The organism is Pseudomonas trivialis (assembly GCF_036864995.1).
In the GTDB taxonomy this organism is placed as follows: domain Bacteria; phylum Pseudomonadota; class Gammaproteobacteria; order Pseudomonadales; family Pseudomonadaceae; genus Aquipseudomonas; species Aquipseudomonas trivialis.
In genome coordinates, this window is sequence record NZ_CP142151.1 from 4,181,549 (window position 1) to 4,205,035 (window position 23,487).

Annotated in this window: 22 protein-coding genes; 6 read left to right on the forward strand and 16 right to left on the reverse strand. The window is 60.4% G+C overall.

The annotated features are described in order from the left end of the window. Positions 1–134 precede the first annotated feature (134 nt). The gene (locus VRB54_RS18315; protein WP_338478286.1) at positions 135–512 is read left to right on the forward strand and encodes a hypothetical protein; all 378 of its coding nucleotides are present in this window, start codon (positions 135–137) and stop codon (positions 510–512) included. A gap of 50 nt (positions 513–562) precedes the next feature. On the opposite strand, the gene fadD1 is transcribed toward VRB54_RS18315, so the two are convergent. Continuing rightward, positions 563–2,254, reverse strand: a complete 1,692-nt coding sequence (gene fadD1, locus VRB54_RS18320) for a long-chain-fatty-acid--CoA ligase FadD1 (protein ID WP_338478287.1) — start codon at positions 2,252–2,254, stop codon at positions 563–565. Positions 2,255–2,644: 390 nt separating this feature from the next. Further along, the gene (gene fadD2, locus VRB54_RS18325; RefSeq protein ID WP_338478288.1) at positions 2,645–4,333 is read right to left on the reverse strand and encodes a long-chain-fatty-acid--CoA ligase FadD2; all 1,689 of its coding nucleotides are present in this window, start codon (positions 4,331–4,333) and stop codon (positions 2,645–2,647) included. A gap of 191 nt (positions 4,334–4,524) precedes the next feature. Between fadD2 and VRB54_RS18330 the strand changes: the two genes are divergently transcribed. After that, on the forward strand, positions 4,525–5,469 hold the full coding sequence (locus VRB54_RS18330; protein WP_338478289.1) for an alpha/beta hydrolase: 945 nt from the start codon (positions 4,525–4,527) through the stop codon (positions 5,467–5,469). 53 nt (positions 5,470–5,522) lie between these two features. Continuing rightward, a complete protein-coding gene (locus tag VRB54_RS18335) occupies positions 5,523–5,993 on the forward strand; it encodes a MaoC family dehydratase (protein ID WP_057007116.1) in 471 nt (156 codons plus the stop codon). Between the two features lie 74 nt (positions 5,994–6,067). Here VRB54_RS18335 and VRB54_RS18340 read toward each other — a convergent pair whose 3' ends face one another. Beyond that, positions 6,068–6,535 carry a PA2169 family four-helix-bundle protein gene (locus tag VRB54_RS18340; RefSeq protein ID WP_338478290.1) on the reverse strand — a complete coding sequence of 156 codons (468 nt, stop codon included), beginning with the start codon at positions 6,533–6,535 and terminating at the stop codon, positions 6,068–6,070. A 208-nt stretch (positions 6,536–6,743) separates the two neighbouring features. On the opposite strand from VRB54_RS18340, the gene VRB54_RS18345 reads away from it, so the two are divergent. Both VRB54_RS18345 and VRB54_RS18350 read left to right on the forward strand, forming a co-directional pair. Then, complete coding sequence (locus tag VRB54_RS18345) at positions 6,744–6,980, forward strand: DUF3820 family protein (RefSeq protein WP_017735664.1); 237 nt, start codon at positions 6,744–6,746, stop codon at positions 6,978–6,980. A gap of 10 nt (positions 6,981–6,990) precedes the next feature. Continuing rightward, complete coding sequence (locus VRB54_RS18350; protein ID WP_338478291.1) at positions 6,991–8,166, forward strand: aminotransferase class V-fold PLP-dependent enzyme; 1,176 nt, start codon at positions 6,991–6,993, stop codon at positions 8,164–8,166. 90 nt (positions 8,167–8,256) lie between these two features. Here VRB54_RS18350 and VRB54_RS18355 read toward each other — a convergent pair whose 3' ends face one another. The 3 genes from VRB54_RS18355 to zwf are packed head-to-tail and all read right to left on the reverse strand — an operon-like array spanning position 8,257 to position 11,106. Continuing rightward, positions 8,257–8,922 (reverse strand): bifunctional 4-hydroxy-2-oxoglutarate aldolase/2-dehydro-3-deoxy-phosphogluconate aldolase, encoded by a 666-nt coding sequence (locus tag VRB54_RS18355; RefSeq protein WP_057007119.1) that lies wholly within the window; start codon positions 8,920–8,922, stop codon positions 8,257–8,259. 17 nt (positions 8,923–8,939) lie between these two features. Further along, positions 8,940–9,653: a 6-phosphogluconolactonase gene (gene pgl, locus VRB54_RS18360; protein ID WP_338478292.1), complete on the reverse strand. Its 714-nt coding sequence runs from the start codon at positions 9,651–9,653 to the stop codon at positions 8,940–8,942. Continuing rightward, positions 9,640–11,106: a glucose-6-phosphate dehydrogenase gene (gene zwf / locus VRB54_RS18365; protein WP_338478293.1), complete on the reverse strand. Its 1,467-nt coding sequence runs from the start codon at positions 11,104–11,106 to the stop codon at positions 9,640–9,642. Before zwf ends, pgl begins: the two co-directional genes overlap by 14 nt. A 220-nt stretch (positions 11,107–11,326) precedes the next feature. Here zwf and VRB54_RS18370 point away from each other — a divergent pair, with 220 nt between their 5' ends. Next, entirely contained in the window at positions 11,327–12,187 is an 861-nt protein-coding gene (locus VRB54_RS18370) for a MurR/RpiR family transcriptional regulator (protein ID WP_338481128.1), read from the forward strand. Positions 12,188–12,308: 121 nt separating this feature from the next. On the opposite strand, the gene VRB54_RS18375 is transcribed toward VRB54_RS18370, so the two are convergent. From VRB54_RS18375 to VRB54_RS18420, 10 genes are all read right to left on the reverse strand, one after another. Further along, positions 12,309–13,154: a D-hexose-6-phosphate mutarotase gene (locus VRB54_RS18375; RefSeq protein WP_209984124.1), complete on the reverse strand. Its 846-nt coding sequence runs from the start codon at positions 13,152–13,154 to the stop codon at positions 12,309–12,311. A gap of 98 nt (positions 13,155–13,252) precedes the next feature. Beyond that, a complete protein-coding gene (locus VRB54_RS18380) occupies positions 13,253–14,599 on the reverse strand; it encodes a carbohydrate porin (protein WP_338478294.1) in 1,347 nt (448 codons plus the stop codon). Between the two features lie 86 nt (positions 14,600–14,685). Continuing rightward, the gene (locus tag VRB54_RS18385; protein WP_338478295.1) at positions 14,686–15,846 is read right to left on the reverse strand and encodes an ABC transporter ATP-binding protein; all 1,161 of its coding nucleotides are present in this window, start codon (positions 15,844–15,846) and stop codon (positions 14,686–14,688) included. 2 nt (positions 15,847–15,848) lie between these two features. Further along, positions 15,849–16,694, reverse strand: coding sequence for a carbohydrate ABC transporter permease (locus VRB54_RS18390; RefSeq protein ID WP_338478296.1), 846 nt, complete (start codon positions 16,692–16,694; stop codon positions 15,849–15,851). Continuing rightward, positions 16,687–17,595 carry a sugar ABC transporter permease gene (locus VRB54_RS18395; RefSeq protein ID WP_338478297.1) on the reverse strand — a complete coding sequence of 303 codons (909 nt, stop codon included), beginning with the start codon at positions 17,593–17,595 and terminating at the stop codon, positions 16,687–16,689. Before VRB54_RS18395 ends, VRB54_RS18390 begins: the two co-directional genes overlap by 8 nt. A 92-nt stretch (positions 17,596–17,687) precedes the next feature. Further along, complete coding sequence (locus tag VRB54_RS18400; protein ID WP_338478298.1) at positions 17,688–18,974, reverse strand: ABC transporter substrate-binding protein; 1,287 nt, start codon at positions 18,972–18,974, stop codon at positions 17,688–17,690. 104 nt (positions 18,975–19,078) lie between these two features. After that, a complete protein-coding gene (locus VRB54_RS18405) occupies positions 19,079–20,338 on the reverse strand; it encodes an AGE family epimerase/isomerase (protein WP_338478299.1) in 1,260 nt (419 codons plus the stop codon). A 225-nt stretch (positions 20,339–20,563) separates the two neighbouring features. Continuing rightward, entirely contained in the window at positions 20,564–21,397 is an 834-nt protein-coding gene (locus tag VRB54_RS18410) for an ATPase (RefSeq protein WP_338478300.1), read from the reverse strand. Positions 21,398–21,520: 123 nt separating this feature from the next. Further along, a complete protein-coding gene (locus VRB54_RS18415; RefSeq protein WP_338478301.1) occupies positions 21,521–22,519 on the reverse strand; it encodes an NAD-dependent epimerase/dehydratase family protein in 999 nt (332 codons plus the stop codon). Between the two features lie 49 nt (positions 22,520–22,568). Beyond that, positions 22,569–23,465 carry a LysR family transcriptional regulator ArgP gene (locus VRB54_RS18420; RefSeq protein WP_338478302.1) on the reverse strand — a complete coding sequence of 299 codons (897 nt, stop codon included), beginning with the start codon at positions 23,463–23,465 and terminating at the stop codon, positions 22,569–22,571. Positions 23,466–23,487 lie beyond the last annotated feature (22 nt).

Below are 23,487 nucleotides of genomic sequence, written 5' to 3' on the forward strand. Positions count from 1 at the left end.
TGTAGAGTTTCAATTATTTTCAGGCGGCATTTGATCGCCCCATAAAGGTTTGGCTTTATGTTTTGCAGCCAACCCACGAGAATGCGCGGCAGATTCAGGCTCAAATGCTGAATAACAGCTCCCGTAGGAAGGTTATGAAACTCGATAAGACACAGGCCATCGCCCGCAGAAACCAGGCATTGGGCGGCGCCGTACTCGGCGTCAACAACTGCCACTTCACCGACCTGGACCGCAAACGCAACATCTGGTGGTTCGACCTGCCGCTGGTGCGCATTGGCGTGGGCCAGTACGAGTGGATCCACCTGTTGATGCACAACACCGAGACCGACCAGTTGCTGCACCTGAAGGTGCCCACGCTGTTCCTGCGCGAGAACCTGGAAGGGCTGGTGGTGCGCAATGCGGGCAAGCGCAAGCCGGAGATCACCCTGGAGTTGAGCGCGGACAAGGATTCATACCTCAAGGATGTGCGCCCGGCGGGTGCAGGAATCAGCTTTGCGCAGTTCGCCCTGTAAAAAATGTGCAGGCCATAAAAAACCCCGCATTGGCGGGGTTTTTTATTGGGTTACTTTTTCAGGCCCAACTTCTTCAGTTCTTCATCGCGCAACTCGCGCCGCAGAATCTTGCCCACATTGGTGGTCGGCAACACATCGCGGAACTCCACCGCCTTGGGCACCTTGTAGGCGGTGACGTTGGCGCGCATGTGTTCCATCACCTGATCCTTGGTCAGGGTTGCACCTGGCTTGACCACGATGAACAGCTTGATGATCTCCCCGGACTTTTCGTCCGGTATGCCGATGGCGGCGCACTGCAATACGCCCGGCAGGCCGGCCAGCACGTCTTCCAACTCGTTGGGGTAGACGTTGAAGCCGGACACCAGAATCATGTCCTTCTTGCGGTCGACAATGCGCAGGTAGCCGTCGGGCTGGATGATCGCGATGTCACCGGTCTTCAACCAGCCTTCGCTGTCGAGCATCTCGGCGGTGGCGTCTTCGCGCTGCCAGTAGCCCTTCATCACTTGCGGGCCTTTCACGCACAGCTCGCCGGTCTCGCCCAGCGCCAGTTCGGTGCCATCGTCGGCGATGACCTTGCACACCGTGGACGGCACCGGAATGCCGATGGTGCCGATCTGGATATGCTGAATCGGGTTGACCGTGGCCACCGGGCTGGTCTCGGTCATGCCATAACCTTCACAGATGCCACAGCCGGTCACGGCCTTCCAGCGCTCGGCAGCCGCCAGTTGCAGGGCCATGCCACCGGACAGGGTGACCTTGAGCGCCGAGAAGTCCAGCTTGCGGAAGCCTTCGTTATTGCACAGCGCCACAAACAGGGTGTTGAGGCCGACGAAGCCACTGAATTTCCACTTCGACAGCTCCTTGACCATCGCCGGTAGGTCGCGCGGGTTGCTGATCAGGATGTTGTGGTTGCCGATCAGCATCATCGCCATGCAATGAAAGGTGAACGCGTAGATGTGGTAAAGCGGCAGCGGCGTGATGAGGATCTCGCAACCCTCATTGAGGTTGGAGCCCATCAGCGCCTTGCACTGCAGCATGTTGGCGACGAGGTTGCGGTGGGTGAGCATCGCGCCCTTGGCCACGCCGGTGGTGCCGCCGGTGTATTGCAGCACCGCCACATCATCGCTGGCCGGGCTCACTTCTTTGACGGTCTGGCCATGGCCCCTGGCGAGCACATCATTGAACTTGATCGCCTTCGGCAAGTGGTAGGCCGGCACCATTTTCTTCACGTACTTGATGACGCTGTTGATCAGCAGGCGCTTGAGCGGCGGCAGCAGGTCGGCCACTTCGGTGACGATCACGTGCTTGACGGCGGTTTTGGGCAGGACCTTTTCCGCCAGGTGGGCCATGTTGGCCAGGCACACCAGGGCCTTGGCCCCGGAGTCGTTGAATTGGTGTTCCATTTCCCGCGCGGTGTACAGCGGGTTGGTGTTGACCACGATCAGCCCGGCGCGGATGGCGCCGAACACGGCGACCGGGTATTGCAGGACGTTGGGCAGTTGCACCGCAATGCGATCGCCGGGCTGCAGGTCGGTGTGCTGTTGCAGATAGGCGGCAAAAGCACCGGACAATTCGTACAGCTCACCGTAGGTGAGGGTCTTGCCCAGGTTGCTGAAAGCCGGCTTGTTGGCGAAGCGCTGGCAGGACTGCTTCAATACCGCCTGAATATTCGGATACTCGTCTGGATTGATTTGTGCAGCAATCCCGGCGGGGTACTTATCCTTCCAAAAGTCTTCATTCATGGAAGCCCACTCCTCAGCGACGCGAATTCATCATCGCATTTGATGCGATTATTATTGGTGTATGTTTTTTGTACGGTGAATCCGGCGCTTCAAGCAGGCCCAGACGTCACAAAGCGCGCCGAGAGTAGCAGCTTTGCCAAGGGCCGCCTAGAGCCAAACGAGGGCCCCACAGTCATAATCACGACTGTCCTACAATATTTGGTCACACTTTAAACACCCGTTGAATATCCCGGAAAACCGCTCTGGAACAAGCCCTCCAGCGCCCCCAAAGCAAATGTGGGAGGGGACTTGCTCCCGATAGCGGTGTATCAGTCACCCGATATGTTGACTGACCCACTGCTATCGGGAGCAAGCCCCCTCCCACACTTTTAGACCATTTCAGTTACAGGTTCAGGCGATGTCGCGCAGCTCCCGTCGCAGGATTTTCCCTACCGGCGTCATCGGCAACGAGTCGCGCAACACGATCTGCTTGGGCACCTTGTAGCCGGTGAAGTTGGCCTTGCAGTACGCCTTCAGCTCTTCAACGCTCACGCCCTGGGCACGCGCCACCACGAACAGCTTCACCGCCTCCCCCGTGCGCTCGTCCGGCACGCCGATCACTGCGCAATTGGCCACGGCCGGATGCGCCATCACCACGTCTTCGATCTCGTTGGGGTACACGTTGAAACCCGAGACGATGATCAGGTCTTTCTTGCGATCGACAATGCGTATGAAGCCGTCCTCATCGATCACGGCAATATCGCCGGTCTTGAACCAGCCTTCGGCGTCCAGCGCCTCGGCGGTGGCTGCCGGTTGCTGCCAGTAGCCCTTCATCACCTGCGGGCCCTTGATGCACAGCTCGCCACGCTCGCCCAACGGCAACTCGACACCTTCGTCGTCGATCACCTTCATTGCAGTGGCCGGCACGGGAATGCCCACGGTGCCCAGTCGCGACTTATCGCCGTACGGGTTGGCGCTGGCCACCGGGGAGGTTTCCGTCAGGCCGTAACCCTCGCCGATTGCACAACCGGTGAGCTGCTGCCAGCGTTCCGCGGTGGCCTTGATCAGCGCGGTGCCGCCGGAGTTGGTGGTTTTGAGGTGAGAGAAATCCAGCTGCTTGAATTCCGGGTGATCCATCAGCGCGACAAACAGCGTGTTGAGCCCGAGCAGCCCGGTGAAACGCCACTTTTTCAGCTCCTTGATAAACCCGCCGATGTCCCGTGGGTTGGTGATCAGCACGTTGTGGTTGCCCGAGACCATCATGCACATGCAGTTCGCGGTGAAGGCATAGATGTGGTACAGCGGCAGCGGCGCGATCATCACCTCCTGCCCTTCCTTCACCAGCGGCAGGCCGTCGTCACCGGTCTGCGACATACAGGCGCGCACCTGCTGCATATTCGCCACCAGGTTGCGGTGGGTGAGCATCGCGCCCTTGGCCAGGCCGGTGGTGCCGCCGGTGTATTGCAGCACGGCGATATCGTCCAGGCTCACCGGATGGCGCGTCACGTCCAGGCTTGCCCCCATATGCAGGGCGCGCTTGAACGGCACTGCGCGCGGCAGGTGGTAGGCCGGCACCATTTTCTTCACCTTGTCGACCAGGGTGTTGACCAGCCAACCCTTGGCGGCCGGCATGAAGTCGCCCATTCGGGCTTCGATCAGGTAGTCGATGGCTGTGTCGGCGCACACCTCCTGCACGCGCGAACCGAACAGGTTAAGGTAGACCAGCGCACGCACGCCGGCATCCTTGAACTGGTGGCGCATCTCGCGCGGGGTGTACAGCGGGTTGGTGTTGACCACGATCAGCCCGGCGCGCAAGGCACCGAACACGGCAATCGGGTAATGCAGCACGTTGGGCATCTGCACCGCAATGCGCTCGCCGGGCTTGAGGTCGGTGTGCTGCTGCAGGTAACCGGCGAACGCCGCACTCTGACGCTCAAGTTCGGCGTAGGTCAGGGTAATCCCCATGTTGCTGAATGCCGGACGGTCGGCGAAGGTCTTGCAGGAGCGCTCGAACACTTCGATCACCGAGGTGTAGGCGGTGAGGTCGATGGTATTGGGAACGCCGGGCGCGCGTTTGTCATTCCAGAAATCAGGTTGCATTATTCTTGTCCTCTTACCTGAGTGTGTCCGGCCGCTGCTGTAGAAAGCGGAGCTTGGGGGACGTTAGCAGCTATGGCCAAACTGGCAAATACGCTAAATCGTGTCATTGATTGTATGAATCTTGCCGCTGAGGCGTGGGCAGATACCTGGTGCGCGATACACTGCACCCATCCCGAGCAAAGGAAAGCGCCATGAACCACAGCACCTTCTGGCTGACCGCGACTGACCAAAGCCGTCTGTACGTCAATCAATGGCTGCCGGAGGGCCCCGCCAGGGCCGTGGTGATGCTGTCCCATGGCATGGCCGAACACAGCGGGCGCTATGGGCGCCTGGCCGCAGCATTGTGCGCCGGCGGCTACGGTGTGTATGCGCTGGACCAGCGTGGCCACGGCCGTACCGCCGACTCAGGCACCCTGGGCCTGTATGCCGAGCAGGACGGCTGGAACACGGTGGTCGGCGACCTCGCCAGCCTGCACCAGCATATCGGCCAGCAGCAGCCGGGGTTGCCGATCATTCTGCTGGGCCACAGCATGGGCAGTTACATCGCCCAGGTCTACCTGCTGCACCACAGCGCCAGCCTGCATGGGGCAATTCTCAGCGGTTCGAATTTCCAGCCGGTGGCCCTGTATCGCGCCGCCCGCGTGATAGCGCGTGTCGAACGCGCTCGACAGGGCTTGCGCGGGCGCAGTGCGCTGATCGACTGGCTGTCGTTCGGCTCATTCAACAAGGCGTTCAAACCGACGCGTACAGCATTTGACTGGCTCAGCCGCGACCCCGTCGAAGTCGACCGTTACATCAACGACCCGCTCTGTGGTTTTCGTTGCACCAACCAGCTGTGGATCGACCTGCTGGGCGGCTTGCAGCACATCAGCAAAGCGTCCAACCTCGCGCAGATCGATCCAGGCCTGCCGATTCTGGTCGTGGGCGGCGAATGTGATCCGGTGAGTGACGGCAAGCGTCTCAACAACCTGGCCCAAGCCCTGCGTGAGGCCGGCTGCCAGCACCTGCAATTGACTGTCTACCCGCAGGCGCGGCATGAAGTGTTCAACGAAACCAACCGCGATGAAGTGACGGCGGATGTACTGCACTGGCTCGACCAGGCCCTGACCCTGCGCAGGCCGGCGCGCTGCGAATAACCTTTGCAAAACCGGCCATTAAATTACCGACTAGCCACAGGATGCACCTTTAGATGACCCAGGTAACCAACACACCGTACGAAGCCCTCGAAGTCGGCCAGACCGCCAGCTACAGCAAGACCGTCGAAGAGCGCGATATCCAACTGTTCGCCGCCATGTCCGGCGACCACAACCCGGTGCACCTGGACGCCGAATACGCCAAGACCACCATGTTCAAGGAGCGAATCGCCCATGGCATGTTCAGTGGCGCGCTGATCAGCGCGGCCGTGGCCTGCGAATTGCCTGGACCGGGCACCATCTATGTAGGCCAGCAAATGAGCTTTCAGAAGCCGGTAAAGATCGGCGACACGCTGACGGTGCGCCTGGAAATTCTGGAAAAACTGCCAAAATTTCGTGTGCGCATCGCCACCCGCGTGTTCAACCAGCGCGACGAACTGGTGGTGGATGGCGAAGCGGAGATCATCGCGCCACGCAAGCAACTTGAATTGACGCTGACCCAGTTGCCACCGATCAGCATTGGCTGACTCCGAACCCAAATCCAACGCAAAAAAATGCGGGAGGGGGCAAGCCCCTCCCGCATTGGGTTACAGCGCAGTGCTTACGACTGAGCGCGAGCCTGGTTACGCAGGGCTTTCACTTGGTCGTGGTTGCGTTGCACGCCGTGGTACTGACGCTCTACCAGGTCGCGAATGCCCAGCAGGTTGTGCTTGTTGATTTTCTCGATCGCTTCTTTGTAGGCCTTCAGTGCGTGGTCTTCACCGCGCTCGGCTTCGTTCAGAACGGCTTCTTCGTCTTTACCGGTGACCATCGACTTCACGTCGACCCAGCCACGGTGCAGGGCGCCGGCAACGCTGCCGGAATCTTCTGGATCGCCGCCCAGCGCACGTACCGCAGTTTTCAGTTCTGCAGCAGAGGTGGCGCAATCAGCCGAACGCTTGGCAAACAGAGCCTTCAGCTCCGGGTGCTTGATGTCTTCGGCGCACTCTTTAAAACCTTTCTGACCGTCAATGCTGGTCTCGATCAGGTCGTTCAGTACGGAGATGGATTCTTTATTGATGTCAGTCATTTTTCAATTCCTTATGGCAGGTTTAAAAGGATGCAAGAGTAATTGCAGTGTCCGTGCCAGCTTTCAATAAAAAATATTTACCTTATAAATCATAATGTTATGAAATATTGAACCATCTGTGTCTATGTTATTTGCATGATCTGTCCTTTGGCCTTCATGCAGAATGCCTGTATTTTCACTGTCATCGTCTTAGCCGCCCAAGATCGCCATGAATCCAGAGAAACTAGAACTGCTGATCACCCGCCAAATGCCCTTCGGCAAATACAAGGGCCGGATCATCGCCGACCTCCCCGGCCCCTATCTCAACTGGTTCGCCCGCGAAGGTTTTCCCCATGGCGAGCTGGGCGGCCTGCTGGCCTTGATGCAGGAAATCGACAGCAACGGCCTGGCCGAACTGCTGGAACCACTGCGCGCCAAACACGGTAAGCCCGCCCCTCGCCATTAGGAGTTTCGCCATGCCAGGGAATGCAAACAACGAACAGCACTGGCGCAGCATCGCCCAGCGCTATGAGCAGGAACCCGGCCCGATCAACCTGGAGAACGGCTACTTCGGGCGCATGAGCCGCGCGGTACAGGCGCAGTACCTGGAACACATAGCGTTCATCAACCGCAGCAACTCGCTGCATGTGCGCCAACGCTTCGAGCGCGGTGACAACGACGCCATCCGCCATCAGTTGGCCGGCTTGATCAACGTCGACCCGCAAGCGATAGCCTTCACCCGCAACGCCACGCAAGCCCTGCAGTCGCTGATCCGCAATTACAACCGCCTGCAACCGGGCGATCAGGTGCTGATCAGCGATCTGGAGTACGACACGGTCAAGGGGGCGATGCGCTGGCTGGCGGGCTACCGGGGTGTGGAAGTGATCGAAATCACCCATCTTCATCCGGCCAGTTTCGATAGCCTCGTGAACACGTACCGCGAGGCACTTGTACAGTATCCGCGCATGAAGCTGATGGCACTGACCCATGTCACCCACCGTACCGGCCTGGTGATGCCGGTCGAAACCATCGCCAGGGCCGCGCAAGCTCACGGCGTGGATGTGATACTCGACGGCGCCCACGCGCTGGGCCAGATCGACTTCAATCTCGCCGAATTGGGTATCAGCTTTGCCGGCTTCAACCTGCACAAGTGGATCGGCGCGCCGCTGACCCTGGGTTTTCTTTACATCGCCCCCGAGCGCATGGCCGATATCGACCCGGACACGGGCGAGTGCCACTACCCTGCCACCGATGTGCGCGCACGCACGCCCTATAGCACGCCGAACTTCCCTGCGTTGATGACGTTGCCATGGGTGCTGGAAGAACATCGCAGCCTGGGTGGCGCGGCGGCCAAGGGTGCGCGGCTCAAGTACCTGAGGGACATGTGGGTGAGTCAGGTGCGGTCGCTGCCCGGGATTGAAGTGCTCACGCCGGATGACCCCAGACTGTATTGCGCGATTACCGCATTCAAGTTCAGTGGGCGGGACCAACAGGTGATGGTGGACCGTCTGCTCAAGGAGCATGGCCTGTTTACCACGACCCGCGTAGGGCCGGCATTTGGCACGTGTATCCGGGTGACGCCGGGGGTGGTGACCTGCGCTGAAGACATCAATGTCCTGATCAATGCGATCACTCAACTAGCCAAGGACTGAGGTTTTTTACAGGCAAAAAAAAGCGGCACACCGACCAAGTGCGCCGCAAAAATGCCGTTAAGCACAGCAACAACGATTCTTTACATCCGATCAGTCCAGCAGGGCCAGCGCTTGCGCAGTGACTTCCTGAATACGTGCCCAGTCGCCGTTCCTGATCCACTCCGGGTCAAGCATCCAGCTACCGCCCACGCACATCACGTTCTTCAACGCCATGTAGCTCTTGATATTGGCCGGGCCCACGCCGCCAGTAGGGCAGAACTTCACTTCGCCGAACGGGCCGCCCAGTGCCTTGATTGCCGCCACACCGCCGCTGACTTCAGCCGGGAACAGCTTGAAACGACGATAACCCAAGGCATAGCCTTCCATGATGCCGGACGCATTGCTGATGCCTGGCAGCAGCGGGATCGGGCTGTGCACCGAGGCTTCCAGCAGGTCGCGCGTAATGCCGGGGGTGACGATGAATTGCGAACCCGCCACCTCGGCGGCGTCGAGCATCTGACGGTCGAGCACAGTGCCGGCACCGGTGCACAGTTCAGGGCGCTGCTCGCGCAGCACCTGAATGGCCTTGAGGCCGAACTCGGAACGCAGGGTCACTTCCAGCGCGGTCAAACCACCGGCTGCCAGCGCATCGGCCAGTGGCAGGATGTCCTGTTCGCGAGCGATGGTGATCACCGGCAGGATCCGCGCCCTGGCGCAGAGGCTGTCGATCAGGGCAACTTTGTCCGCCATGGAAACGGTCGGTTGAGGGCTTTTCATAGCGGCTGATCCTTGGCTCATGGGCACCAGTAAATCTCTAATGTAGGTTGCAAAAACGCGCGAATCGGCATGGCAGCAACGTCGTCACTGGCCAGCGCGGCGCTCAAGGTGGTCAATTTGGAGCTGCCGGAAATCGACAGCACGGTGTACCTGGCCGTGGCCAGCAACGCGCGACTCATGGTCAGGCGCTGATGGGGCACGGTCGGCGCCAGCATTGGCCAGCAACGGCGGCTACCGTCCGGCGCCAACGCATCGCCAAGGTTCGGGCTGTCAGGGAACAGAGAGGCGGTGTGGCCGTCATCGCCCATGCCCAGCACCAGCACATCAATGCCAGGCAATTCGGCCAGCAGGTGATCGGCCTGCTCGGCCGCGTCTTCAAGGTTGGCCGCAGCGCTGTAGAGGCTCAGGAACTTCGCCTTGGCGGCCGGGCCCTGCAGCAAGTGCTGCTTGAGCAGGCCGGCATTGCTGTCGGCGTGTTCCACCGGCACCCAGCGCTCGTCCGCCAGGGTGATGGTGACCCTGGACCAGTCCAGGCCCTGCTTGGCCAACTGCTGGAAAAACGTCACGGGGCTGCGGCCGCCGGACACCACCAGGGTGGCCTCGCCACGGGCGCTGATGGCCGTACGCAGTTGTTCGGCCACATCATTGGCCAGGCCGTCCGCCAGCAGCGCAGGCGTGCGGTACTCATGGGCCGTTACGCCCTGAGGCAGTTTCAATTCAGATATCGCCATACCACGACCTCCCATCCCGCGTGATCAGTGCAATCGAGCTCATCGGCCCCCAGGAACCCGCCGCGTACGGCTTGGGCGCATCACCGGACTTTTTCCACCCGGCGATCAACTGGTCACACCATGTCCACGCGGCTTCGATTTCATCTTTACGGACAAACAGGTTCTGATTGCCGTTCATCACTTCCAGTAGCAACCGCTCGTAGGCATCCGGAATCCGTGCGCTGCGATAGGTATCGGAAAAATTCAGTTGCAGCGGACCGCTGCGCAGTTGCATGCCCTTGTCCAGGCCCTGCTCCTTGGTCATCACGCGCAAGGAAATGCCTTCGTCCGGCTGCAGGCGGATGATCAGCTTGTTGCTGATCTGCAGGCGCTGCTCGGGGGCGAATATATAGTGGGAAGGTTCCTTGAAGTGGATGACGATCTGCGACAGCTTTTGCGGCATGCGCTTGCCGGTGCGCAGGTAGAACGGCACCCCCGCCCAGCGCCAGTTGCGGATATCGGCACGCAGGGCGACGAAGGTTTCGGTGTCGCTCTGGGTGTTGGAATTTTCTTCTTCCAGGTAACCCGGCACCGGCTTGCCGGCGCTGTAGCCGGCGATGTACTGGCCGCGCACCACCTGGGTGGTCAGGCCTTCCGGGCTGATCGGCGCCAGAGCCTTGAGCACCTTGACCTTCTCGTCGCGGATGCTATCGGCGGACAGGTCGGCCGGCGGGTCCATGGCGATCAGGCACAGCAGCTGCAGCAGGTGATTCTGGATCATGTCGCGCAGCTGGCCGGCCTTGTCGAAATAACCCCAGCGCCCTTCGATGCCGACCTGCTCGGCCACGGTGATTTCCACGTGGGAGATGTAGTTCTGGTTCCACTGGGTTTCAAACAGGCTGTTGGCAAACCGCAGGGCGATCAGGTTCTGGACGGTCTCTTTGCCCAGGTAGTGGTCGATGCGGTAGGTGCGGTTCTCCGGGAAAAACTGCGCCACGGCATCGTTGACCTTGCGCGAGGATTCCAGGTCCGAGCCGATGGGTTTTTCCAGCACCACGCGGGTGTTGTCCGCCAGGCCGACCTTGGACAGGTTCTCGCAGATCGCGCCATACACCGCCGCCGGGGTGGCGAAGTAGGCGATCAGGCGTTGCTCGCTGCCGACTGTTTCGGCCAGGGCGACGTAGTCGTCGGCTTTCATGAAGTCGACATGCAGGTAGGTCAGGCGCGCCAGGAAACGCTGGGCCACGTTCTCATCCAGCGCCTTGCCGACGTACTTGCGCAGTTCTGTTTCGATATGGGCTAGGTGCTGCTGCTCGGAACCGGCTTCACGGGCCAGGGCCAGGATGCGCGTGTCGTCGTGCAGCAGATCGGCGCCATCGAGGTGATAGAGGGCAGGAAATAACTTGCGAAGCGCCAGATCACCCAAGGCGCCAAACAGGGCAAAGGTGCAGGGTTCTACGGTTATCGAAGGCATGATGTTTGTTCTTTTATCAAGTTAAGCTACAAATACCTTTTTTCAAGGTATCACTCAAGGAAAAATGTAGTAATAACCACAACATTTTCCCGAATTACGCATTCCGAGTGGTGGTGTTCAGCTACCCTCAGTAGGATAGGCCACCGCGAAAAGCCACTCATCGATTGGTTACCGCCTTTTTATTTGCATCGTCGCCCGAAGGAAAGACTGAATGGACCGCGTGCGAAATCTTCTGGAACAGATCCGGAACCGCCTCGAAGAATTGAACAAGGCCGAGAAAAAGGTCGCCGAGGTCATCCTGCTCAACCCGCAGCAGGCGACCCGCTTCTCCATCGCCGCCCTTGCCCAGGCCGCTTCGGTCAGTGAACCGACGGTCAACCGCTTCTGCCGTTCGTTCGGCGTCAGTGGTTACCCTGAACTTAAATTGCAGCTGGCGCAAAGTCTGGCCAGCGGCGCGGCGTATGTCAGCCGCGCGGTGGAAGCCGATGATAACCCCGAGGCCTACACGCAGAAGATCTTTGGCAGCGCCATTGCCTCCCTGGACAGCGCCTGCCAGGCACTGGACCCGGCCCTGATCAGCAAGGCCGTGGACTTGCTGATTCAGGCGCGGCAGATCCACTTCTTTGGCCTGGGCGCTTCGGCACCGGTGGCCATGGATGCGCTGCACAAGTTTTTCCGCTTCAACCTTGCGGTCACTGCCCACGCCGACGTGCTGATGCAACGCATGATCGCGTCGGTGGCGCATACCGGCGAGCTGTTCGTGATTATTTCCTACACCGGGCGTACCCGTGAGCTGGTGGAAGTGGCGCGCATCGCCCGTGGAAACGGCGCCTCGGTGCTGGGAGTGACCGCCGAGAACTCGCCGCTGACCAAGGCCAGTACGGTGAGCCTGAACATCCCGTTGCCGGAAGACACGGACATCTACATGCCGATGACGTCGCGGATCATCCAGTTGACGGTACTGGATGTGCTGGCGACCGGCATGACGTTACGGCGCGGGGTGGATTTTCAGCCGCATCTGCGCAAGATCAAAGAGAGTTTGAATGACAGTCGGTATCCGGTGGGGGATGAGTTCAACTAAGCCAAGTTGTGGGTTGGCTTTACTGGCCTCATCGGGGGCAAGCCCCCTCCCACATTTGAAGGTATTCACAAATCAAAGTGTGGGAGGGGGCTTGCCCCCGATGAGGCCATCAGCCACAAAGCTAAACCCCAGCCCGAGCCTGCAAACTCAAATGCGCCCTCTCCCCCGGCGCCAGGCACGCCGCCGCCATCGCCGACTCCACGCACACAAACCCCGACGCCTCGTTAAAACTGACGCCCAGCAGCGGCCGGCTGCCGGGATGCCACACCACGGTGTCGGCGCTCTCTCCCGTGTCGATGCACAGCTCGCGCTGCCAGGCGTGATCCTTGAGCTGCAATTCACCTTCGTGCTGGAACACCCGCTGACAGCCACCGTCCACCCGCAACTCGCCTTCCTGCTGGCAAACCTGGCGATTGAGCTGGTCATACCCTTGCGCGCCATCCAGGCCAGACAGCGCTACCTCGTCGACGTGACCGATACGCCAGTAAGCGTGCAACGCGTGACTCAGCTGACATGGCAGCTCGTCCTGATGCTCGGTGCTCAGGCGCAGCTCCAGGGTATCGCCGAGGTGGGCGTGCAGGTCGACCTGCCAGTCGCACAACTGCAATTGCCAATGCAGGCGCACGCCATCTTCTGCGGTGCTGCTGTCGAGCAGTTTCCAGTCGATCAGCCGCGCCCAGCCATGGGACGGCCACGCGTTTTCACTCGGATGCCGGCCATACCACGGCCAGCACACCGGCACGCCGCCACGGATGGCGCCGACCTGCGGCCACTTGGCCGCGCACCACAGCCAGGGCTTTTGCCCGGCGGGTTGAAAATGCAGCAATTGCGCGCCCTGACGACTGAACACCGCCTGGCACAGCGGATGGTCGATCACCAACACATCGCGCATCTGAAAGCGCTCCCAGGCGAACACCGGACGTTCGCGCAGGGATTTGAAAAAGCGTTGCAGCGGATGCTCATGCATGTGCCACGGTCCTGAATTTCACAGTGCAACCCAAAAAAAGCGGATAGCCATGGCTACCCGCAAAATGCGCACAGAGAGAGGAGCTTATCGCAGCAGGGTTAGAACACCGACTGAATTTTCAGACCGGCGACTACCGCGTTGTCGACTTTATCCACGCCACCTGGGTGGGTGACATATTGCAGGTTGGGACGCACGGTCAGCCAGTTGGTAACGTGGAAGCCGTAGTTGATTTCGTAGTTGTACTCGGTAGAACGCAGTGGCGCGAAGCCTGCCTGGTCGTAGTCGGTGAAACCGTTGGAGGCGTTGACCAGTTCAGCGTTCTTGCGCACATCGTCGTTGACGTGCAGACGCGCAGCGCCAATACCGATGTCGTCTTTTGGACGCGCATCGAATGGGCCCTTGTACACCAGCATGATCGACTGATAGTTGTCGACCAGGTTGGTTTCCTTGTCGTGGAACGTGGCGTTGGCCGCGATGTTCAGACCACGGGAAGCGTCGCCGTTGTGGGTGGTGAGTTGCTGTTGCGCAACGAACCAGTAGCCCTTTTTGCTGCTGTGGGTACGGAAGGCCGCGCCGGTGGTGCCCGCGTCGTTGCCGTTCACGTCTTCACGAACGTCGGCTGCATCGGCCGCGCTCTTGTAGTAGCCCACACGGTATTCGCCCGGCAGGTTGTTGACCTTCGGCGACCAGACCAACTCCACCGGAATCACGGTGCCCTTGGTGCCGCTGCCGCTGAGCTTGAAGCCGTTGCCGTGCTCCAGCTGCGACGGGTTCTGGTTGTAGGCACCGATCTGCGCAAACAGCTCAGGCGTGATGTTGTACTTCACGCGGATAGCCGCCTGGCTGACTGGCCAGTTGTACCAGGTGTTCACGTAGTTACCCACTTGCGAGCCGCAGAACGACAGGTTCTGGAAGTCGCACGGGAAGGTGTTGAAATCTTCGCCTTCGCCGAAGTAACCGAGTTTCACGTCCAGCTTGTTGTCGAACATCTGGTGCTGGATCCAGAACTGGGTCAGACGCACCATGTGGCCACGGCCGTAGACTTCCATGGACGAACTCAGCGTGCCGGCACGCGGGTCGCCAATGCGGTCGTTGGAGATGTTCTGGCCATTACGGTTGGTCAGCTGGATCTTGACCTGGGTGTTATCCCAGCCCCACAGCTTTTGCAGGTCCAGTGCCACGCCCAGACCGAACTGGTCGGAGTAGCGACCGGTCTTGTCGTCGTTGAAGCCGCCGTGGGCGTTGTAGCCCATCTCGCCCACATAGTCAGCCTTGATGTCGATACCTTGCTCGATCAGCTTGGTACGCTCGCCACCCCAATCACCGGTCATCCACTTGGAATCGGCACTGAATGCATCGGCCGCCATCGCATTGGCGGACAATACCAGGGCTGCTGCTGCGGACAGTTGGCAGAGCAGTCGAGTGTTGTTGTGTTGCTTTTTCATCCCTACATCCTCGTCTTTATTGTTATTAAACTGTTTTTATCTAACGCGGTTTACATTTTTTCAGCTAAAACAACCAGTTAACTGATTCAACGGCTTTTGAATTGGGCCACATTATCGGCTTGCCCCGATGAAGGCAATGCAGCTGCCGTGCCCAGGCGCTCGCCGGTTTTGGCATCGAACAGCAATACCTTGGCCGGATCGAACTGCAGGGTCAGGGTCTCGCCCACCTGCGGTGCCACGTCCGGTGCCAGGCGGCAGCAGACTTTGGTGTCATTAAGCTGCACGAATACCAGAGTGTCCGGGCCGGTCGGCTCGGTCACCTGGACTTCGGCACGAATGCTCGAAGCGCTGTCGCCCTCGCCCGCCGCCAGCATGATCTGCTCCGGGCGCAGGCCCAGGATCACATCGCGATCTTCAAGGCCGGCATCGCTCATGTTCAGCGCCAGCTCGCAACGGGCCTGGCCACTGTCGAGCAGCGCCACCAGACGACCGTCCTTGCGTTGCAGGCGCAGCGGCACGAAGTTCATCGGCGGTGAACCGATGAAGCTCGCCACGAACTGGTTGGCCGGATTGTTGTAGATCTCTTTGGGCGTGCCGAACTGCTGAATGATGCCGTCCTTCATCACCGCTACCTTGTCGCCCAGGGTCATCGCTTCGATCTGGTCGTGGGTGACGTAGACGGTGGTGGTTTTCAGGCGCTGGTGCATCAGCTTCATTTCGGTGCGCATCTCGACACGCAGCTTGGCGTCGAGGTTGGAAAGCGGTTCGTCGAACAGGTAGATCTTCGGCCGCCGCGCCAACGCACGGCCCATGGCCACACGCTGTTGCTGGCCGCCGGAGAGCTGGCCCGGCTTGCGGTTGAGCAGGTGTTCGATCTGCAGCAGCTTGGCCACGCGCGCCACTTCGGCGTCGATATCGGCCTGGGGCATTTTGCGGATCTTAAGGCCGAATTCGATGTTCTCGCGCACGCTCATGGTCGGGTACAGCGCGTAGGACTGAAACACCATGGCGATGTCACGGTCCTTGGGGCTCATGCCGCTGACGTCCTGATCACCGATCATGATCGCGCCGCCGGTAATGGTCTCCAGGCCCGCGATGCAGTTCATCAGGGTGGACTTACCGCACCCGGAAGGGCCGACCAGAATCAGGAATTCGCCTTCCTTGATCGACAGTTCGATGTTCTTCAAGGTGTCGGGCAGGCCGGCGCCATAGGTCTTGTTTACATTGCGAAGTTCAAGCGTAGCCATGATTACCCCTTGACCGCGCCGGCCGTGAGGCCGCGCACGAAATACTTGCCTGCGATCACATAGACCAGCAGGGTCGGCAGCCCGGCGATCATCGCCGCCGCCATATCCACGTTATATTCCTTGGCCCCGGTGCTGGTGTTGACCAGGTTGTTCAGCGCCACCGTGATGGGCTGGGAGTCGCCGCTGGAGAACACCACGCCGAACAGGAAGTCGTTCCAGATCTGGGTGAACTGCCAGATCAGGCAGACCATGATGATCGGCGTCGACATCGGCAGAATGATCTGACGGAAGATGGTGAAGAAACCTGCACCGTCCAGTCGGGCCGCCTTGATCAGCGCGTCCGGAATGCTCACGTAGTAGTTACGGAAGAACAGCGTGGTAAACGCCAGGCCGTAGACCACATGCACGAACACCAGGCCGGTGGTGGTGCTGACCAGGCCCATCTTGCCGAGGGTGAACGACGCCGGCAGCAGCACGGTCTGGAACGGCAGGAAGCAGCCGAACAGCAGCAAGCCGAAAAACAACTGCGAGCCTTTGAAGCGCCAGAACGACAGCACGTAGCCGTTCAATGCACCAATCGCCGTGGAGATCAGGACGGCCGGAACCGTGATCTTCAGTGAGTTCCAGAAGTAGCCATCCACCGTGGCCCAGGCCTTGACCCAGCCGATGCCGGTGACCACGGTGGGCCAGCTCAGCAGGTTGCCGGTGCTGATGTCTTCCGGGGTCTTGAAGCTGGTCAGCAGCATCACCACCAGCGGCACCAGGTACAGCAATACGGCGAGGATCAGCACCGCGTAGATCGCGATGCGGCTCAGGCTGATCGCCGGTTTGTTAGCGAGACTAGTCATTACGCTTGGTCCTCAGCTCGGAGTAGAGGTAAGGCACGATGATCGCGAGGATCGCACCGAGCATCAGGATCGCACTGGCCGAGCCCATGCCCATCTGGCCACGGCTGAAGGTGAACGAATACATGAACATCGCGGGCAGGTCGGACGAGTAGCCCGGGCCACCGGCGGTCATCGCCGCGACCAGGTCGAAGCTCTTGATCGCGATGTGCGCGAGGATCATCACGGCACTGAAAAATACCGGACGCAGGCTGGGCAGCACCACGCTCCAGTAGATGCGCGGCAGGCTGGCGCCGTCGATCTGCGCGGCGCGCACGATCGATTGGTCAACACCCCGCAGGCCCGCAAGGAACATCGCCATGATAAAGCCCGAGGCTTGCCATACGGCGGCGATCACCAGGCAATAGACGACGCGGTCCGGGTCGATCAGCCAGTCCAGACGGAAGCCTTCCCAGCCCCAGTCTCGCAGCAGTTTGTCCAGGCCCATGCCGGGATTGAGCAGCCATTTCCAGGCGGTACCGGTGACGATCATCGAGAGCGCCATCGGGTACAGATAAATAGTGCGGATGAACCCTTCGCGGCGGATTTTCTGGTCGAGGAAGATCGCCAGGGTCACGCCGATTACCAGGGTGATACCGATGAACATGCCGCCAAACAGCGCCAGGTTTTTGCTTGCGACCCACCAGCGATCGTTGTCGAACAACCGCTCGTACTGCGCAAGACCCGCCCACTTGTAGCTGGGCAGGAACGTAGAGGTCGTGAACGAAAGTACAAACGTCCACAGGATGTAGCCATAGAAGCCCACCAGAACGATGAACATGCTCGGCGCCAGCACCAGTTTGGGTAGCCAGCGCTGCAGTGCATCGAACGGCGAGGCCTTGCTGAACACAGCAACAGAACTCATGGGGAAATCCAATAGAAGAATAAAGACAGCTGCAAGTTAGAAGCTACAAGCGGCAAGACACCACTTGCAGCTGTTAACTTGCAGCTTGCAGCTTATTTGGCCGACTTGATCGCAGCACCGAGCTTCTTGGCAGTGTCGGCCGGGTCGGCTTTCGGGTCGTTGATGTAGTTGGTCACGACGTCAAAGAACGCACCTTGCACCGCCAGGGTGGTGGCCATGTTGTGCGCCATGCTTGGCTGCAGGCCGCCGGACTTGGCGTCTGCCAGGAAGTCCTTGGCAGCGGTCTGGGCGCAGGAGTCGAAGCCCAGCTTGTCCATTTGAGTGAGCATGTCGGTGCGCACAGGGATCGAACCCTTGTTGATGCTGAACACTTTCTGGAAGTTTTCACCCAGCACGACTTTGGCGATGTCCTGCTGACCGGCCGCAGTGCCTTTGTCTTTCTGCTTGAACACGGCCAGGGAGTCGATGTTGTAGGTGAAGGCCTTGTCGGTGCCCGGGAAGGCTACGCACTCGTAGTCCTTGCCGGCGACTTTCTTGGCGGCGGTCCATTCGGACTTGGCCCAGTCACCCATGATCTGCATGCCGGCCTTGCCGTTGATGACCTTGCCTGCTTCGAGGTTCCAGTCCTGGCCTTTGCCGTCGACGTCCATATAGGTCGCGACTTTCTTCAACTCGGTGAGCGACTTGATCATTTCCGGCCCGGTCAGCGCCGCGTTGTCGAGGTCAACCAGAGCCTTCTTGTAGCCCTCCGGGCCCATCACCGACAGGACCACGGCTTCGAATACGGTGCTGTCCTGCCAAGGCTGGCCACCATGGGCGAGCGGAATGAAGCCCGCGGCTTTGAGCTTGTCGCCGGCTGCGTAGAATTCTTCGAGGGTGGTCGGGTTTTTGGTGATGCCGGCTTTCTTGAAGACTTCCGGGTTGATCCACAGCCAGTTCACGCGGTGAATGTTCACCGGAACGGCCACGTAGTCACCGTCGTACTTCACGGTATCGGAGACTTTCTTGTCGAGCAGGGAATCCCACTTCTCTTCCTTGGCCACGTCCTTGAGGACGTCGGTGTCGAGCAAGCCGGTGGACGCCCATTCCTGGATGTCTGGGCCTTTGATCTGGGCAACGCCTGGCGGGTTGCCGGCCACCGCGCGACTTTTCAGCACGGTCATGGCAGTGGCGCCACCGCCACCTGCGACGGCACCGTCTTTCCAGGTAAAGCCGTCTTTTTCGACTTGGGCCTTCAAGACATCAACAGCCGCCTTTTCACCACCCGAGGTCCACCAATGCACGACTTCAACCGTACCTTTGGAGTCGGCGGCAAATGCACTGAGGGGAAACAAAGAAGCAACGGAAACAGCTAGAGCGAGGCGATTAATCGCGTTCATCACAATACCTTTTCTTGTTGTTATGCATGCAAGTCTGGAGCTTGCGCTGCACGGAGTTTAAACATGGATTTTTCAAGTGCAGGTAACAAAGGGATGCACAAATGTCACCACTTGGTGACATAGCGCCCGGCGCCCAGAGCGGTCGTCATGCTTGGCCACAACGGCAGTGCAGGCAGCACCACCGCTTGCCAGGCATGGTACAGATCCGGTTTGCCGCCCCAGATCCTGCTGCCGGGCTGGTTATGCGGGCTGAGTTCGTGGTGCCAACTGCCGTGGACGCGGTCGATGAATTGAGTTTCGCAGAACTCCCAGAGGCGTCTATACCAAATTTCGTAATGCAGCTCACCGGTACGCTTGAGCAAGGCCTGGGCAGCGGCGCTGGCTTCGGCATGGGTCCAGTGCAGGCGCTCGCGCACTACCGGGCGATGGCTCCAATCCAACGTGTAGACAATGCCCGGCGCCCCATCCACAGCCCAGGCGTATTCGCAGGCGCTGGCGAACAGGCCTTTGGCGTCGCTCACCAGCCAGTCAGGCGTGGCCAGCCCGGCTTGCAGGCGCGCGGCCTCGAGGTGCAACAGCAGCCTTGCCCACTCGAACCCATGGCCGGGCGTGATGCCGTAGGGACGAAAGCCGTCGGCGGGGTTGTCTTCGTTATACGCAGGCAGCGGTTTCCAGTGTGCGTCGAAATGCTCGATCACCATGAACTGCTTGCCGGCCGCAAAGGTGTGGATCAGCCGTTCGACGATGCGCAGCGCGCGGTCCAGCCAGCGAGTGTCGCCGGTGACATCGGCCAGGGCGAGGAAGGCTTCGGTGGCGTGCATGTTGCTGTTGGCGCCTCGATAGGCCTCGACGCCGCTCCAGTCTTGGGAGAAGGACTCAAGCATCACGCCCTCCTCTTCACTCCAGAAGAACTGATCGATGATGTGGATCGCGTCATTGAGCAGGTTCTGCGCGCCGGGTGCACCGACCACGGTGGCAGAGCTCGCCGCGAGGGCGACGAACGCATGCAGGTAGGCGGCCTTGCCGGTATTGCCATCGCAGGCATTGGCCGCGGCAAACCAGCCACCGTGCTCACTGTCGCGCAACGGGCCGCTCAAGGCTGCGACACCGTGTGCCACCCGTTCGGCATAGCCGGGCAACCCCATGGCATGGGCCATGGCGAAGCTGTGGGTCATGCGGGCGGTGTTCATGGTTTCAGCGCGGGCGTCGGCCGGCAGTTGACCTTTATCGTCGAGGTTGCCAAAACCGTCAGGCAGGCGTGAGGCCTTGGCGAATGACAGCAGGCGCTGGCCTTCGGCGGCGAGCCAGGCGTGGTGGGCAGGAGCGTTCAGCCAACTGCTGGCAGGCAGTGGTTGCGTGGTCATGGGTGGCCCTTATTATTTTTTGTGGGATGACCGGAGTCTAAACAAGGGCGCAAAAGGGGCAAGTAACGAAGCGGAAGGTAAATGTCACAAGCTGGTGACATTCTTGAATGCGACCGCAAAAAACGCTGGCCGAGTATTGGGGCAAGAGCCCTTTGATTACTTTGGGGTTTTTCCTCGCAGGGCGATAGCGCCTGGCGAAGCCTCACACAGTTGATCCGGTTCAGGTCACTGACCGCCTCGCGGCGCGTTGAGCTGCTGGCTCAGGGTCTGCACCTGACTCTGCAGGGTGGTGATATTGCGCGTGGTCTGGATACGGAATACGTCGAACTCTTTATTGGTGGGCGCATCGACGTTGGCGGGCTGGTTTTCCTGCGCGCTTTTGAGCACAACCATGTCCTGCTCAAGGCGGGCAATGGCGGCCGTCGGGTTGCCCTGCTTTTTCAACGCGGCCACATCGGCCGCCAGCTCCTTGAGCTCAGCATCGCGTTTGCCGGCATCCCCCTGCGCCGCCTTGAGGGTCGCCACGGCATCCGTCAGCGCCTGCACCTGGCCCTGCAATGCGGCATTGGCGCTGGACAGTTCAGTGGTGCTGGCAGTCATCTGCGCCAGGCGCTTGTCCAGCTCGGTAGCCTGGCCAGCCACGCCGACCTGTTGCTTGCCCTGCTCCAGCAGTTGGGTTTCCAGCTGTTTGATCTGCTGTTTGAGCGCTTCGCTGCCGGTGTTGACGTTGGCTTCACTGGCCACTACCTTGCCGGAAATATCCTGCAGGCGCCCCGCCGCTTCCTCACTGATGCGCGCGAAACTTTCCTGGGTGGCAACCAGTTGCTGGCCCATCAGGGAGATCTGCTGGAAACTCCACCAGGCAAGGCCGGCAAACGCGATCAGCAGCGCGCCGACCAGCGCCCACAACGGCCCGGTGCTGGCGCTCCTGACCTTGACCACGGGCGCGGGCCGCGAGCGTACGGACGTGGCGGGCGTCGGCACGAAATCATCATCGTCCCCGGTATCGGCCCGCAGGCTGGGAACATTGTCGAAATCGTCGTTGGCATCGTTACGCATGAATCAACCCTGAATCGGTGAGATGGCTGGCAAGCCGAGCGACGCGAGTATAAACCGCGCGCCCGCCGCACTGATCGACCCGGAACCGTCAATTCGGTTCCCGATGTGTTGCTGGTTGTGAGCTTATTTGAGCCCCGGATCCTGGGCCTTCCACCAACTGCAGAACTCGTCGAGGGCGGTCCACAGACTGACCTTGGGCTCATAGTCGAGATAATGCCTCGCCCGACTGATGTCCAATGTGAAATCTTTGTTCATTACCTGCATGCCCAGGCGCGACAACGCAGGCTCCGGGCGCCCGGGCCACATTGCGCAGAAGGCTTCGTTGAGCGCCGCCACGCTATAGGACAGGCCGTAGGACCGATAACGGGTCACCTGGGGCATTTCCATCTGGCGCATCACGTAGTTGACCACATCCCATACCGGCACAGGTGTGCCGTTGCTGATGTTGTAGGCCTTGCCCAGCGCGGAACCGGTGGCAAGCAAACTGCTGAGCAAGGCTTCATTGAGGTTGTGGATACTGGTGAAGTCGACCTTGTTCAGGCCATCGCCGACGATCGCCAGGCGGTTCTTGCGCTGCATCTTCAGCAGGCGCGGGAAGATGCTCATGTCGCCCGCGCCAGTGACGAATCGCGGACGCAGGGCCAGCACCTGGAGGCCGAATTCCTGGGCGCCGAAGACTTTCTGCTCGGCCAGATACTTGGTAGCGGCGTACGGATGCTTGAAGCGCTTGGGCACCTGCTCTTCGGTCAGACCCAGGTGATCGCGCCCGTCAAAGTAGATCGAGGGCGAAGACAGGTGCACCAGGCGCCCGACCCGCTGCTTGAGGCAGGCTTCGACGACATTTTCGGTCACCAGCACATTGCCTTGATGAAAGTCCTGGTACTTGCCCCACAACCCGACGGCGCCGGCGCAATGCACCACGGCTTCGACGTCACGGCACAGATGGCGCACCAGTTCGGCATCACTCAGATCACCCTGGATAAACTCGGCGCCGCGCCGTACGAGGTGCTCCACGCTTTCGGCGCGCCGCCCGTTGACCCGCACGTCCAGGCCCTGCTCCAGGGCGAAGCGCGCAAAGCGCCCGCCGATGAAGCCGCTTGCGCCGGTGACCAGAATCTTCATGTATTACTCCGTGTTCTTTCGTTTTTCATCGCTGCTACCTTGACGCCCGTCATCCCTCCAACGACACCAGCCATTGCCCGCATGACCGGGCCAGATGATCGGTCAACAAGCCCAACAGTTGCCCGCCACTGCGCCAATGATGCCAGTACAACGGCACATCAATGGGCTTATCGGGCAACAACTCGACCAACAGGCCACGCTGCAACTGGTCGCGCACCTGCAGTTCCGGCACCAGGCCCCAGCCCAGGTCGGCTTCGGTGAGACGGATAAACCCTTCAGACGACGGGCATAAATGGTGCTCGAAACCGCCATCCACGCCGAGAGATGCCAGGTAACGATGTTGCAGAAAATCATCCGGACCAAACACCAGCGCCGGTGTGCGCGCCAGTTGCTCGGCCTTTACCCCGGCGGGAAAGTGCCGAGCGATAAAGACAGGGCTGGCCAGCGCGCGGTAGCGCATGGCACCGAGCAAAAGGCTGCGTGCACCGGCCACCGGGCGTTCACTCGCGCAGATACAGGCCGCCACTTCACCGGCGCGCATGCGCTTGAGACCGACGGTCTGGTCTTCCACCACCAGGTCGAGCAACAGATGCTGCTCGGCGCAAAAGTCGCTGACAGCCTCGGCCCACCAAGTGGCCAGGCTGTCGGCATTCAGGGCGATACGCAGGCGTTCGGGCATGCCCTCCTCGTCCAGGGCGGGCACCTGGCCCTGCAGGTCGCGCTCCAGCAGCCGCACCTGTTGCACATGGTTGAGCAACCGTCGACCAATCTCGGTGGGCGTAGGCGGCGTGGCCCGCACGAGCACTGGCTGGCCGATACGCGCTTCGAGCAGCTTGATGCGCTGGGAAATGGCCGACTGCGACAGCCCCAGCACCTGAGCGGCACGCTCGAAGCCGGCCTGTTCCACCACAGCCGCGAGGGCGGACAGCAATTTATAGTCGAACATCAGTTTCTCTAATGAGCGATCA

Coding starts and splice junctions, on each gene's coding strand:
- VRB54_RS18315 (WP_338478286.1), top strand. CDS start 135: ATGAAACTCGATAAGACACAGGCCATCGCCCGCAGAAACCAGGCATTG.
- fadD1 (WP_338478287.1), bottom strand. CDS start 2,254: ATGAATGAAGACTTTTGGAAGGATAAGTACCCCGCCGGGATTGCTGCA.
- fadD2 (WP_338478288.1), bottom strand. CDS start 4,333: ATGCAACCTGATTTCTGGAATGACAAACGCGCGCCCGGCGTTCCCAAT.
- VRB54_RS18330 (WP_338478289.1), top strand. CDS start 4,525: ATGAACCACAGCACCTTCTGGCTGACCGCGACTGACCAAAGCCGTCTG.
- VRB54_RS18335 (WP_057007116.1), top strand. CDS start 5,523: ATGACCCAGGTAACCAACACACCGTACGAAGCCCTCGAAGTCGGCCAG.
- VRB54_RS18340 (WP_338478290.1), bottom strand. CDS start 6,535: ATGACTGACATCAATAAAGAATCCATCTCCGTACTGAACGACCTGATC.
- VRB54_RS18345 (WP_017735664.1), top strand. CDS start 6,744: ATGAATCCAGAGAAACTAGAACTGCTGATCACCCGCCAAATGCCCTTC.
- VRB54_RS18350 (WP_338478291.1), top strand. CDS start 6,991: ATGCCAGGGAATGCAAACAACGAACAGCACTGGCGCAGCATCGCCCAG.
- VRB54_RS18355 (WP_057007119.1), bottom strand. CDS start 8,922: ATGAAAAGCCCTCAACCGACCGTTTCCATGGCGGACAAAGTTGCCCTG.
- pgl (WP_338478292.1), bottom strand. CDS start 9,653: ATGGCGATATCTGAATTGAAACTGCCTCAGGGCGTAACGGCCCATGAG.
- zwf (WP_338478293.1), bottom strand. CDS start 11,106: ATGCCTTCGATAACCGTAGAACCCTGCACCTTTGCCCTGTTTGGCGCC.
- VRB54_RS18375 (WP_209984124.1), bottom strand. CDS start 13,154: ATGCATGAGCATCCGCTGCAACGCTTTTTCAAATCCCTGCGCGAACGT.
- VRB54_RS18380 (WP_338478294.1), bottom strand. CDS start 14,599: ATGAAAAAGCAACACAACAACACTCGACTGCTCTGCCAACTGTCCGCA.
- VRB54_RS18385 (WP_338478295.1), bottom strand. CDS start 15,846: ATGGCTACGCTTGAACTTCGCAATGTAAACAAGACCTATGGCGCCGGC.
- VRB54_RS18390 (WP_338478296.1), bottom strand. CDS start 16,694: ATGACTAGTCTCGCTAACAAACCGGCGATCAGCCTGAGCCGCATCGCG.
- VRB54_RS18395 (WP_338478297.1), bottom strand. CDS start 17,595: ATGAGTTCTGTTGCTGTGTTCAGCAAGGCCTCGCCGTTCGATGCACTG.
- VRB54_RS18400 (WP_338478298.1), bottom strand. CDS start 18,974: ATGAACGCGATTAATCGCCTCGCTCTAGCTGTTTCCGTTGCTTCTTTG.
- VRB54_RS18405 (WP_338478299.1), bottom strand. CDS start 20,338: ATGACCACGCAACCACTGCCTGCCAGCAGTTGGCTGAACGCTCCTGCC.
- VRB54_RS18410 (WP_338478300.1), bottom strand. CDS start 21,397: ATGCGTAACGATGCCAACGACGATTTCGACAATGTTCCCAGCCTGCGG.
- VRB54_RS18415 (WP_338478301.1), bottom strand. CDS start 22,519: ATGAAGATTCTGGTCACCGGCGCAAGCGGCTTCATCGGCGGGCGCTTT.
- VRB54_RS18420 (WP_338478302.1), bottom strand. CDS start 23,465: ATGTTCGACTATAAATTGCTGTCCGCCCTCGCGGCTGTGGTGGAACAG.